The organism is Saccharothrix sp. NRRL B-16314 (genome assembly GCF_000716595.1).
GTDB lineage: Bacteria > Actinomycetota > Actinomycetes > Mycobacteriales > Pseudonocardiaceae > Actinosynnema.
The window spans coordinates 113,006-126,236 of record NZ_JNXC01000004.1 but is presented as its reverse complement, the minus strand read 5'-3'; the positions used below and the strand labels follow the sequence as shown (position 1 = coordinate 126,236).

Annotated in this window: 8 protein-coding genes; 7 read left to right on the top strand and 1 reads right to left on the bottom strand. The window is 69.5% G+C overall.

All coding sequences use genetic code 11. The features are described 5' to 3' along the window. Positions 1 to 40 precede the first annotated feature (40 nt). The 7 genes from cobN (at position 41) to OQ02_RS10385 (ending at position 12,781) form a co-directional block, all read left to right on the top strand. Positions 41 to 3,619, top strand: coding sequence for a cobaltochelatase subunit CobN (gene cobN, locus OQ02_RS10415; RefSeq protein WP_033438126.1), 3,579 nt, complete (start codon positions 41 to 43; stop codon positions 3,617 to 3,619). A gap of 533 nt (positions 3,620 to 4,152) precedes the next feature. After that, entirely contained in the window at positions 4,153 to 5,442 is a 1,290-nt protein-coding gene (locus OQ02_RS10410; protein ID WP_051772128.1) for an ABC transporter substrate-binding protein, read from the top strand. After that, complete coding sequence (locus OQ02_RS10405; protein WP_033438125.1) at positions 5,443 to 6,444, top strand: carbohydrate ABC transporter permease; 1,002 nt, start codon at positions 5,443 to 5,445, stop codon at positions 6,442 to 6,444. After that, positions 6,444 to 7,337, top strand: coding sequence for a carbohydrate ABC transporter permease (locus OQ02_RS10400; protein WP_033438124.1), 894 nt, complete (start codon positions 6,444 to 6,446; stop codon positions 7,335 to 7,337). Before OQ02_RS10405 ends, OQ02_RS10400 begins: the two co-directional genes overlap by 1 nt. 2 nt (positions 7,338 to 7,339) lie before the next feature. Further along, positions 7,340 to 8,749, top strand: a complete 1,410-nt coding sequence (locus OQ02_RS10395) for a GH1 family beta-glucosidase (protein WP_231499952.1) — start codon at positions 7,340 to 7,342, stop codon at positions 8,747 to 8,749. Beyond that, entirely contained in the window at positions 8,746 to 9,777 is a 1,032-nt protein-coding gene (locus OQ02_RS10390) for a LacI family DNA-binding transcriptional regulator (protein WP_033438123.1), read from the top strand. The genes OQ02_RS10395 and OQ02_RS10390 overlap by 4 nt, the downstream gene beginning before the upstream one ends. A 292-nt stretch (positions 9,778 to 10,069) precedes the next feature. After that, positions 10,070 to 12,781: a cellulose binding domain-containing protein gene (locus tag OQ02_RS10385; protein ID WP_033438122.1), complete on the top strand. Its 2,712-nt coding sequence runs from the start codon at positions 10,070 to 10,072 to the stop codon at positions 12,779 to 12,781. Here OQ02_RS10385 and OQ02_RS10380 read toward each other — a convergent pair. Beyond that, on the bottom strand, positions 12,778 to 13,209 hold the full coding sequence (locus OQ02_RS10380) for a lipopolysaccharide assembly protein LapA domain-containing protein (protein ID WP_081915509.1): 432 nt from the start codon (positions 13,207 to 13,209) through the stop codon (positions 12,778 to 12,780). The two genes, OQ02_RS10385 and OQ02_RS10380, sit on opposite strands and share 4 nt — an antisense overlap. Positions 13,210 to 13,231: the final 22 nt, after the last annotated feature.

The window sequence follows — 13,231 nt, the reverse complement described above, 5'->3', positions numbered from 1 at the left end:
ACGACCTGGGGCGAGGACCCCCGAGGGATGGAGCCCGCACGTGATCCTTCTGCTGTCGACCTCCGACACGGACCTGCTGTCCGCCCGCGCCGGTGGCGCCGACTACCGACTGGCCAACCCCGCCCGCACCGCCGTGGACGACCTCCCGGCGTTGGTGGAGGGCGTCGACCTGGTCGTCGTGCGCATCCTCGGCGGTCGCCGGATGTGGGAAGAGGGGCTGGACTGGCTCCTCGCCGGGCCGCTCCCCGTCGTCGTGCTGGGAGGTGAGCAGCACCCGGACGCCCCGCTGATGGAGCTGTCCACCGTCCCCGGCGGCGTGTGCGCCGAGGCCCACGCGTACCTGGCGCACGGCGGCGCGGCGAACCTCACGCAGCTGCACCACTTCCTCTCCGACACGGTGCTGCTCACCGGCCACGGCTTCGCGCCGCCCGAGCCGACCCCGACGTGGGGCCTCCTGGAGCGGGTCACCGCGGCCGAGGGCCCGACCATCGCCGTCCTGTACTACCGCGCCCACCACGTCGCCGGGAACACCGCGTTCGTGCACGCGCTGTGCGACGCGATCGAGGCCAAGGGCGGCCGGCCGCTGCCGATCTTCTGCGCCTCGCTGCGGGTGGCGGACGCGGACCTGCTCGCCGAGTTGGGCAAGGCGGACGCCATGGTCGTCACCGTCCTCGCGGCCGGCGGCACCAAGCCCGCCACCGCGTCCGCCGGCGGTGACGACGACGCCTGGGACGTGGGCGCGCTGGCCGCCCTCGACGTGCCGATCCTGCAGGCCCTGTGCCTCACCAGCAGCCGTGCGTCCTGGGACGAGAACGACGACGGACTGTCCCCTTTGGACACCGCGACGCAGGTGGCGATCCCCGAGTTCGACGGCCGGATCATCACCGTGCCGTTCTCGTTCAAGGAGATCGACGAGGACGGCCTCACCGTCTACGTGGCCGACGAGGAACGCGCGGCGCGGGTCGCGGGCATCGCCGTCCGCCACGGCAGGCTGCGCCACATCCCGCCCGCCGAACGCCGCATCGCGGTCATGCTCTCGGCGTACCCGACCAAGCACTCCCGGATCGGCAACGCGGTCGGCCTGGACACCCCGGCGAGCGTCGTGCGGCTGCTCACCGCGATGAAGGGCCACGGCTACGACATCGGTGACGAGCTGCCCGGCGTGGCCGAGCTGGACGGCGACGCGCTGATCCACGCCCTCATCGCGGCCGGCGGGCAGGACGCCGACTGGCTCACCGAGGAGCAGCTGCAGGGCAACCCGGTGCGGCTGCCCGCCGCCCGTTACCGGCAGTGGTACGCCACGCTGCCGGAAGACACCCGGCAGGAGATGGAGCAGCACTGGGGCGAGGCGCCCGGCGAGCTGTTCGTCGACCGGTCCCGCGACGCCGACGGCGAGATCGTGCTGGCCGCCCTCCGCTCCGGCAACGTCGTGGTCATGGTCCAGCCGCCGCGCGGCTTCGGCGAGAACCCGATCGCGATCTACCACGACCCGGACCTGCCGCCGAGCCACCACTACCTCGCCGCGTACCGCTGGCTGGAGGACGAGTTCGGCGCCGACGCCGTCGTGCACGTCGGCAAGCACGGCAACCTCGAATGGCTGCCCGGCAAGACGGTGGGCATGTCGGCGGGCTGCGGCCCGGACGCCGCGCTGGGCGACCTGCCGCTGATCTACCCGTTCCTGGTGAACGACCCGGGCGAGGGCACCCAGGCGAAGCGCCGGGCGCACGCCACTCTCGTGGACCACCTCGTGCCACCGATGGCCCGCGCCGACAGCTACGGCGACATCGCCAGGCTCGAACAGCTGCTGGACGAGCACGGCAACATCGCCGCGATGGACCCGGCGAAGCTGCCCGCCATCCGGGCCCAGATCTGGACCCTCATCCAGGCCGCCAAGCTCGACCACGACCTGGGTCTGGACGACCGGCCGCACGACGCCGAGTTCGACGAGCTGATCCTGCACGTGGACGGCTGGCTGTGCGAGGTGAAGGACGTCCAGATCCGGGACGGCCTGCACGTCCTCGGCGAAGCGCCCACCGGCGCGACGCGGGTCAACCTCGTGCTGTCGATCCTCCAGGCGAAGCAGATGTGGGCCGGTGAGGTCGCCGCCCTGCCCGGCCTGCGCGAGGCGCTGGGCCTGGCGGAGTCCGTCACCGCCGCCGACCACACCCGCGCGAACACCGACCGGGTCGAGGAGGAGGCACGCGCGCTCGTCCAGGCGATGGAAGACGCCAATTGGGATGTCAACGCGGCCCGGACCCTCAGCGGTGACGAGGACGTCGTCCGGATCCTGGAGTTCGCCGCGCTGGAGGTCGTGCCCCGGCTGGCCCGCACCACGGACGAGCTGACCAACGTGCTGCACGCGCTCGACGGCGGCTACGTCCCGGCCGGTCCCAGCGGCTCGCCGCTGCGCGGTCTGGTGAACGTCCTGCCGACGGGTCGCAACTTCTACTCCGTCGACCCCAAGGCGGTGCCGTCCCGGCTGGCCTGGGAGACGGGTCAGGCCATGGCGGACTCGCTGCTCGACCGCTACCGCGCGGACACGGGGGAGTGGCCGCCGTCGGTGGGCCTGTCGGTCTGGGGCACCAGCGCGATGCGCACGGCGGGTGACGACATCGCCGAGGTGCTGGCCCTGATGGGCGTCCGGCCGACGTGGGACGACCAGTCCCGCCGGGTCACCGGTCTGGAGGTGATCCCGCTCGCCGAGCTGAACCGGCCGCGAATCGACGTCACGGTCCGCATCAGCGGCTTCTTCCGCGACGCATTCCCGCACGTTGTGGCACTGATCGATGACGCGGTGCAACTGGTGGCGAACCTCGACGAGTCCGCCGAGGACAACTACGTCCGTGCGCACGCCCAAGCCGATCTGGCGGAGCACCACGATGCGCGTCGATCGACAATGCGCGTGTTCGGCAGCAAACCGGGTGCATACGGCGCCGGCCTGCTCCCGCTCATCGACAGCCGGAACTGGCGGGACGACGCCGACCTGGCCGAGGTGTACGCGGTGTGGGGCGGCTACGCCTACGGCCGTGAACTCGACGGAGTGGAAGCGCGCCCGGCGATGGAGAGCGCCTACAAGCGCATCGCCGTCGCGGCGAAGAACATCGACACCCGTGAACACGACATCGCGGATTCGGACGATTACTTCCAGTACCACGGCGGCATGATCGCGACGGTCCGCGCGCTAACCGGTAAAGCGCCCGCCGCTTATGTCGGCGACAGCACTCGCCCCGACGCGGTTCGGACCAGAACTCTGCACGAAGAGACGAACCGCATCTTCCGCGCCCGAGTGGTGAACCCGCGGTGGTTGGCGGCAATGCGCAAGCACGGGTACAAGGGCGCGTTCGAACTCGCCGCCACGGTCGATTACCTGTTCGGCTACGACGCGACCACCGGCGTGGTCGCCGACTGGATGTACGAGCAGCTCGCCGCGAGCTACGTGCTGGACCCGGAGAACCGGAAGTTCCTGACCGAGTCCAACCCCTGGGCCCTGCACGGCATCTCGGAACGGTTGCTGGAGGCGGCCGAGCGGGGCATGTGGGAGCACCCGGAAGCGGAGACCCTGGAAGCGCTGCGAAACGCGTACCTGGAAACCGAGGGCGACTTGGAAGACGGCCGCTGATTCCCGGCGGCATTTCCGCCCGACCGGACGGCGCCGCTAAACAGGGGTACCCCTAGATTCAGGTGCCCTCGTGGAGTGGAATCGCGGGCCTCCCGCAATGGTGGTCCGCGCGCCGTCCCGAATGGACGTCCCACCGCGGCCGGCCGGTGTCCACTACCCGGCCGGCCGATCCGCGCCACCCGGTCGGACGACTCGTGGTGCCCGACCTGAGGTGTGGGCGGCGGCGACTCCCGGGGGAGACCCCGGCGACACGCGCGACACGAGTTGGGGGACACTGGCGGAGCGTGAGTGGTTCATGACTCGTGAATGTTTTCCGCCGAAGATGAACCGAGCGTGTCCGACCGGTCTACGAACAGTGCCTGAACGGACCATCGGACGCACCGCTAGCAGAATCGGTCCAGCAGGGCAAATGACGCAACGTCGGTAACAGCGCGGACACGGGAGCTTGACACAACTCCGTGGCGCGAACCACACTCCCCCAAAACCTGGGAGCGCTCCCAGAACGTTCACCGCCGATCAACCGAGGAGTTCTCGTGCGCTACCGTCGAGCAGGCTTGGCCAAAGTCCTGGCCTGCACCGCAGTGCTTGCCGCAGCCGCCACGGCCTGTGGCTCGGGAGAGTCCGGTACGTCCGCCGACGGCAAGGTCGAGCTGACTGTCGCGACCTTCAACCAGTTCGGCTACGAGGAACTCTTCAAGGAGTACGAGGCCGCGAACCCGAACGTCAAGATCACCGAGCGGAAGACCGGCCAGGCCTCGCCGCACCACCAGAACCTGTTCACGAAGCTGGGCGCCGGCTCGGGCCTGGCCGACATCGAGGCCGTCGAAGAGGGCTTCCTGAGCCAGGTCATGGCGAAGTCCGGCCAGTTCGAGAACCTCAAGGAGATCGGTCCGAAGGACGTCCGCGAGGACCGCTGGCTGCAGTGGAAGACCGACGCCGTCACCACCAAGGACGGCAAGCTGATCGGCTACGGCACCGACATCGGCCCGCTGGCCATGTGCTACCGCAAGGACCTCTTCGAGGCCGCCGGTCTGCCGTCCGACCCCGAGGGCGTGAAGCCCCTGTTCGCCACGTGGGACTCGTACTTCGAGGCCGGTGACCGTTACGTCGCCGCCACGGGTGGCAAGGCGTGGTTCGACTCCGCCGCGCAGATCTTCAACCCGATGCACAACCAGGCGAGCGTCGGCTACTTCGACCGCGACGACAAGCTCGTGATCGAGACGAACGACGACAAGAAGATCTTCGAGCAGGTCGCCGGCGCGGTGGCCCGCAAGCAGTCGGCCAAGCTCGCGGCGTGGAGCCCCGAGTGGGAGACCGGCTTCAAGCAGTCGGCCTTCGCCACCAAGACCTGCCCGTCGTGGATGCTGGGTGTCATCGAGGGCAACGCCGGCCCCGAGCACAAGGGCAAGTGGGCCGTCACGGCCGCGTTCCCCGGCGGCGGCGGCAACTGGGGCGGCTCGTACCTGACCGTCCCGAAGCAGGGCAAGAACAAGGCCGAGGCCGTCAAGCTGGCCGCGTGGCTGACCGCGCCGGAGCAGCAGATCAAGGCGTTCAAGGCCAAGGGCACCTTCCCGAGCCAGACCGAGGCGCTGATCTCCCCCGAGCTGCTGAACCAGACCAACGAGTACTTCGGCGGCGAGAAGGTCGGCATGCTGTTCTCCGAGCAGGCCAACAAGGTCGCGGCGGCCCAGTACAAGGGCCCGAAGGACGGTGAGATCCAGGACAACGTGGTCTCGCCGGCTCTCCTGGCCGTCGAGCAGGGCACCTCGGTCGGGGACGCCTGGAAGACGGTCGTCGAGGGAGCTCAGAAGGCTGCCAAGTAAATGACGACCGAACTCACGGTCACGCGCGGGCGGGGCGCCGAGCCCCGCCCGCCGCGGCGTGACGACAACGATGACATCGGATCGGGCAAGAGCTGGCGCTACAAGCTGACCCGCTTGGACGTCAAGTTCTCGCCGTACCTGTACATCGCACCGTTCTTCGTGCTGTTCGCGGTGGTCGGCCTGTTCCCGCTGCTCTACACCGCCTACATCTCCCTGTTCGACTGGGAGCTCGGCGGGGACGAGCAGCCGTTCGTCGGGATCGACAACTACACCGAGCTGTTGGCCGATTCGCAGTTCTGGAACGCGATGGTCAACACGCTGAGCATCTTCGCGATGTCGACGCTCCCGCAGATCGTCACCGCGGTGCTGCTGGCGGTGCTGCTCAACACGGCTCTGCGCGGGCGGACCGGCTGGCGGATGGGCGTGCTGCTGCCCTACGTGGCCAGCCTCGTCGCCCTGACGATCATCTTCGGCGACCTGTTCGGCGTGCAGTACGGCATCATCAACGACCTGATCGAGATGGTCGGCCTCGACCGGATCGACTGGCAGGCCGAGCGCTGGTGGAGCCACGTCGCCATCGCGTCGATGGTCAACTGGCGCTGGACCGGCTACAACGCGCTGATCGTGCTGGCCGCCATGCAGGCGATCCCGCGCGACATCTACGAGGCGGCCTGGGTGGACGGCGCGAGCAAGGTGCGCCAGTTCTTCAGCATCACGCTGCCCATGCTGCGCCCGACCCTGATCTTCGTGGTCGTCACCTCGACCATCGGCGGTCTCCAGATCTTCACCGAGCCGCTGCTGTTCTCGCCCTCCGCGGGTGTCAACGGCGGTGCGACCAACCAGTACCAGACGGTCGTGCTCTACATGTACTCCTCCGGCTTCCGGAGCTTCGACCTCGGCTACGCCTCGGCGATGGCCTGGGTCCTGTTCGTCGTCATCATCGCGATCGCGGGGATCAACTTCATGCTCACCCGCAAGCTCGCGTCCAGTGGGGAGGCGTGATGGCCACCATCGCCGATCGCCGGGCACCGACCGGCGCCAAGCGCGTGCGGAAGTCCAAGGGCAAGGCCGGATCGCTCTCCGAGCGCCGTCCGGGGTTCGTCGTCTACGGCATCCTCATCGCGTTCATCCTCGGTTCGGCGTTCCCCTTCTACTGGTCGTTCCTGGTCGCCAGCCACGACGACGCGAAGTTCACCGCCGAGACGCCCCTGCTGCCCGGTGGCAACTTCTTCCACAACGCGGGTCGGGTGCTCGACTCGATCCCGTTCTGGAAGGCGCTGGGCAACAGCGTCATCGTGTCGGGCACGGTCACCGTGTCCGTGGTGATCCTCTCCACCCTGGCCGGGTTCGCGTTCGCCAAGCTCCGGTTCAAGGGCCGCGGACCGCTGATGGTGTTCGTGGTCGCCACGCTCGCGGTGCCCACCCAGCTCGGCATCATCCCGCTCTACATGGCGATGGCCGAGTTCGGCTGGTCAGGCACCCTCGGCGCGGTCATCGTGCCCAACCTGGTGACCGCCTTCGGCGTGTTCTGGATGCGCCAGTACATCGCGGACGCCGTCCCGGACGAGCTGATCGAGGCGGCCCGCATGGACGGGTGCAGCATGATCCGCACGTTCTGGCACGTCTGCCTGCCCGCGGTGCGGCCGGCCGCCGCCATGCTGGGCATCTTCACGTTCATGATGTCGTGGAACGACTTCCTCTGGCCGCTGATCGTGCTCAACGCGGACAACCCGACGATGCAGGTCGCCCTGGAGAAGTTGCAGAGCGGCTACTACGTCGACAACTCGCTCGTGCTAGCCGGGACCACGATGGCCACGGTCCCGATTCTGATCGTCTTCCTCGTACTCGGTCGGCAGATCGTCGCCGGGATCATGCAGGGTGCTGTGAAGGGGTAGCTGTGGAGTCGATTTCCTTTCCCGAGGGATTCGTGTGGGGCGCCGCGACCGCGGCGTTCCAGATCGAAGGCGCGACCACCGCGGACGGTCGCACCGCGTCCATCTGGGACACGTTCTGCCAGATCCCTGGCGCGGTGGTGGGTGGTGACACGGGCGATCCCGCGGCCGACCACTACTACCGCGTGGACGAGGACGTCCAACTGATGTCCGACCTCGGCCTGCACGCCTACCGGTTCTCCACCGCGTGGCCGCGGGTGCGCCCGGACGCGGGTCCGGTCAACCAGGCCGGCCTCGACTTCTACTCCCGGTTGGTCGACGCGCTGCTGGAGAAGAACATCACCCCGTGGCTCACGCTCTACCACTGGGACCTCCCGCAGACGCTGGAGGACGAGGGCGGCTGGGCGAACCGGGACACGGCGTACCGCTTCGCCGAGTACGCCGAAGCGGTCGTCGGCGCCCTCGGTGACCGGGTGACCAACTGGACCACGCTCAACGAGCCGTGGTGCTCCTCGCTGCTGAGCTACGCCGCAGGCGTCCACGCGCCCGGCCGCCAGGAGCCGGAAGCCGCCGTCGCGGCCGTGCACCACCTGCTGCTCGCGCACGGCCTCGCCACCGCGGCGATCCGGTCGCAGCTGCCGGAGGCCAAGGTCGGCATCACGCTGAACATGTACCCGATCATCCCGGCGGACCCGGAGGACCCGGCCGACCTCGACGCCGTGCGCCGGCTCGACGGTCTCCAGAACCGGATCTTCCTCGACCCGCTCTTCAAGGGCGAGTACCCGGCCGACATCGTGGAGGACCTGGAGCCGTACGGCTTCTCGAAGCACATCCGCGAGAACGACCTGGAGATCATCTCCACGCCGCTGGACCAGCTGGGCGTCAACTACTACGCCGAGCACTTCGTCAGCAGCACGCCCGAGGCGGAGGCACCGGTCCAGACCAACGGCCGCCGCCCGACCGGGTCGCCGTGGGTCGGCGCGGAGCACGTGTCGTTCCCGAGCCGCGGCCTGCCGCGCACGGACATGGACTGGGAGGTGCAGCCGGACGGCCTGTTCAAGGTGCTCATGCGGGTGCACCAGGACTACCCGGGCATCCCGCTGTTCGTCACCGAGAACGGCGCCGCCTACCAGGACTCCGTCAACGAGGACGGGTCCATCGACGACACCGAGCGGCTCGGTTACATCGAGTCCCACCTCAGGGCGTGCCATGCCGCCATCGAGGCCGGTGTCGACCTCCGCGGTTACTTCGCGTGGTCGCTCATGGACAACTTCGAATGGGCCGAGGGATACGCCAAGCGGTTCGGGATCGTGCATGTCGACTACGAGACCCAGGTCCGGACGCCTAAGATGAGCGCCATGTGGTACTCGAAGGTTGCCCGTGGCAACGCTCTCGCAGCGACGGTCGCTCCGTGACGGATGCCGTTGACCCACCCAAGGCGCGACGACCCAACACCCGGCTGGAGGAGGTCGCTCGTGCCGCCGGGGTGTCCAAGTCGACCGTGTCCCGGGTGATCAACGGCGAACCGTACGTCAGTTCGCGGGCTCGCGAGGCCGTCCACCAGGCCATCGGCCGCCTCGGGTACAGCCCGAACCAGGCGGCGCGGACCCTGGCGGGCAGCCGGGCCAACTGCATCGCCATGGTGGTGTCCGAGCACGGCAGCCGGGTGCTGAACGACCCGTTCTTCGCCGGTGTGCTCCGCGGTGTGCACGCCGAACTCGCCGGGAAGCGGGTCCAGCTCGTCCTCATGATGAGCAAGGAGGGCGACGAGCAGGACCTGGTGAACTACCTGTGCGGCGGTCACGTGGACGGCGTGCTGGTGATCAGCCTGCACGGCCAGGACCCGCTGCCCCGCACGCTGGCCGACGCGGGCCTGCCGACCGTGGTCTGCGGCAGGCCGCTCGGCGCGGGCGGCGTGCCGTACGTGGACTCGGACAACTTCAACGGCGCCATGGAGGCCGCTCGCTACCTCGTCTCGCGAGGGTGCAAGCGGATCAGCACCATCGCCGGTCCGCGTGACATGGCGGTGGGCATGGACCGGTTGTCCGGGTGGAAGCGCGGGCTGAGCCAGGCCCGGTTCGACACGGACCTGGTCGCGTACTCGGACTACACCCCGGAGAGCGGCGCGGCGGCGATGGCCGACCTGCTCAAGCGGGCGCCGGACCTCGACGCGGTGTTCGTCGGCGCGGACATCATGGCGCTGGGCGCGTTGCAGACCCTGCACGCGCACGGCAAGAAGGTGCCCGAGGACGTCGCCGTGGTCGGGTTCGACGACCTGATGATCGCCTCCACCGCGGTGCCGCCGCTGACCACGATCCGCCAGGACGTGGAGCAGTTGGGGCGCACCATGACGTGGCGGTTGATGGCGGAGCTGGCCGGCGAGGAGAACCTGCCGCCGTTCCTGCTCCTGCCGACCTCGATGGTCACCCGTTCGAGCGCCTGAGTCGCCCTCGACGATCAAAGCCGCGATCCGGAGCATGTCCGGATCGCGGCTTTTTCGAATCGCTTCGATGGTCGGGTGCGGCCGGATCGACGGATTCGACGCCGGTCCGTTGATAACCGTCCGCACTTCACTCGGATGGCGTAGCGGAGGCCCCTTGCCGCTGTCGCGCTGATCTGGCTACGGTCCCCTTGCGGAGTCTGGGAGCGCTCCCAGAGCCGCCCGCAGCCAGGGGGGGAGGCGGACTTCTCTCGCCCACCGCCTCCTCCCTCCCGCGCAAAGGAGCGCAGCAACGATGAGACGACGGCTTCTGGCGTTGGTCAGCGCGGCCGTGGCCGCACTGGGTGTCGTGCTGGTGTCCAACGCGGTGAGCCCGGCCGCCCAGACCGCCGCCGCCGTGCCGGCGCTGCCGCACAACTGGCGCAACGTGGAGATCGCGGGCGGCGGGTTCGTGCCGGGCATCGTGTTCAGCCCGGCCGAGAAGGACCTGATCTACGCGCGCACCGACATCGGCGGCGCGTACCGGTGGGACCAGGCGACCGGCCGCTGGATCCCGTTGCTGGACTGGGTCGGCTGGGACCAGTGGGGCTACAACGGCGTGGCGAGCATCGCGCCGGACCCGACGAACGCGGACAAGGTCTACGCCGCGGTCGGCATGTACACCAACAGCTGGGACCCGAACAACGGCGCGATCCTGAGCTCCTCGAACCGCGGCCGGACGTGGACGCGGAGCCCGCTGCCGTTCAAGCTCGGCGGCAACATGCCGGGCCGCGGCATGGGTGAGCGGCTGTCCGTCGACCCGAACGACGGACGGGTGCTGTACTTCGGCGCGCCGAGCGGCAAGGGCCTGTGGCGCAGCACCGACAGCGGCCTGAACTGGTCGCAGGTGGCGAGCTTCCCCAACCCCGGCAACTACGTCGCCGACCCGAACGACACCAACGGCTACTCGAACGACATCCAGGGCGTGGTCTGGGTGACGTACGACCCGCGGTCGTCGACGCCGGGCAGCCCCAGCAGGACGATCTACGTCGGTGTTGCCGACAAGGAGAACACGGTCTACCGCAGCACGGACGCGGGCGCGACGTGGACCAGGCTGACGGGCCAGCCGACCGGCTACATCGCGCACCAGGGCGAACTGGACGCCGCAGGCGGCTTCCTCTACCTGGCGACCAGCGACACCGGCGGGCCGTACGACGGTGGCAAGGGCGACGTGTGGAAGTTCGACACCGCCACCGGCGCGTGGACGCGGATCAGCCCCATCCCGTCGTCGAGCGCCGACAACTACTTCGGGTACAGCGGTCTCACCATCGACCGGCAGGACCCGGACACGCTCATGGTCGCGACCCAGATCTCGTGGTGGCCGGACATCGTCATCTTCCGCAGCACGGACGGCGGCGCGACGTGGACGCGGGCGTGGGACTTCACCAGCTACCCGAACCGCAGCTTCCGCTACAAGATGGACATCACGTCGTCCCCGTGGCTCAGCTGGGGCGCGAACCCGGCGCCGCCGGAGGTCAGCCCGAAGCTGGGCTGGATGGTGGAGTCGCTGGAGATCGACCCGTTCGACTCCAACCGGATGATGTACGGCACGGGCGCCACGATCTACGGCACCACGGACCTGCTGAAGTGGGACGACGGCGGCCAGATCACGTTGAAGCCGACCGCGGCGGGCCTGGAGGAGACCGCGGTGCTCGACCTGATCAGCCCGCCGACCGGCGTGCCGCTGATCAGCGGATTGGGTGACATCGGCGGGTTCCGGCACACGGACCTCGCCAAGGTGCCGCCGATGATGTTCCAGCAGCCGAACTTCACCTCGACCACCAGCCTGGACTTCGCCGCGGCGGCCCCGTCGGTGATGGTCCGCTCCGGCAACGTCGACGGCGCGGCGCACGTGGCGTTCTCCACGGACGCCGGCGCGAACTGGTTCGCGGGCACCGATCCCGCGGGCGTCACGGGCGGCGGCACGATCGCGGCGGCGGCGAACGGCAGCCGGTTCGTGTGGAGCCCGGCGGGCGCGGCGGTCCACCACACGGTGGGCTTCGGCAACACCTGGACGCCGTCCACCGGCATCCCGGCGGGCGCGGTGGTCGAGTCCGACCGGGTCGACCCGAACAAGTTCTACGGGCTGGCGGACGGCAGGGTCTACGTCAGCACCGACGGCGGCGCGACGTTCACCGCGGGCGCCACCGCGGACGCGGCCAAGCTGCACGCGGTGCCGGGGCACGCGGGCGAGCTCTGGCTGGTCGGCGACGGCGGGCTGTTCCGCTCGAAGGACTCCGGCAGGACGGTCACCGCCATCGCCGGGGTCACGTCCGGCGTCAACATCGGCTTCGGCCGGCCCGAGGGGGACCGGACGTACCCCGCGCTCTACGCGGTGCTGACCATCGACGGCAAGACCGGCGTCTACCGGTCCACCGACGGTGAGGCGCGGTACTGGCTGCGGATCAACGACGACGCGCACCAGTACGGCAACATGGGTGAGGCGATCACCGGCGATCCGCGCGTCTTCGGTCGCGTGTACCTGGGGACCAACGGGCGGGGCATCCTCGTCGCGGAGCCGAGCGGGGCCACCAGCAGCACCAACACGCACCCCACGGACACGTCGCCCAGCAGCACCACGACCACCGCCACGAGCACCACGAGCACCACGTGGTCGACCACGACCGTCACGGATCAGCCGCCGCCGCGCGACTGCTCGGTGACGTACGCGGTCGCCAGTCAGTGGGGAGGTGGCTTCACCGGCTCGGTGAAGATCACCAACCGGGGTGTCCTCCCCGTACAGGGGTGGAGCCTCGGCTGGTCGTTCGCCAACGACCAGAAGATCACCAACAGTTGGAACGGCAAGGTGTCCCAGTCGGGCGCCGCCGTCACGGTGACCAACGAGGGTTGGAACGCGACCGTTCAGCCGGGGAGCTCGGTGGAATTCGGATTCCAGGCGAGCTGGCAGGGCAGCAACGTCGCACCCACCCGCTTCTCGCTGAACGGCGTGACCTGTTCGACGGTCTAGCGCAGCCCTCGTTTGGCCTGGCGGCGCAGCTGCATTATCCGGGCTGCGCCGACCAGGGCCACCAGGATCGCTCCCGCGATCGCCGCGAACAGCAGTGCCACGCCCAGCGGCAGCGTGCCCGCCGCGCCCATGAAGTGGACCGTGGCGTCGGTGAGGTTCTGCAGGATGAACACCAGCAGCACGATCAGCACCACGATCGACGCCAGCACCGCGACCCACGTGCCGCTGATCCTGGTCGGCTTGAGCTTCACGTGCCGGTCCGGCTTGCCCGCCGCGTCCGGCGGCACCGGCTCGACGGTGCCCTGCCCGGGGTCGCTCGGCCCCGTGTCACGCGGCACCGGGGTGCGCGGCGCGGTCTCGCCCGACGTGGTGTCACGCGGGTTCGTGGGCAGCGCTTCGATCCGGTCCTCGTCACGGGGCGTGGTCACGGCCCGATTATCGGCCCGCGCC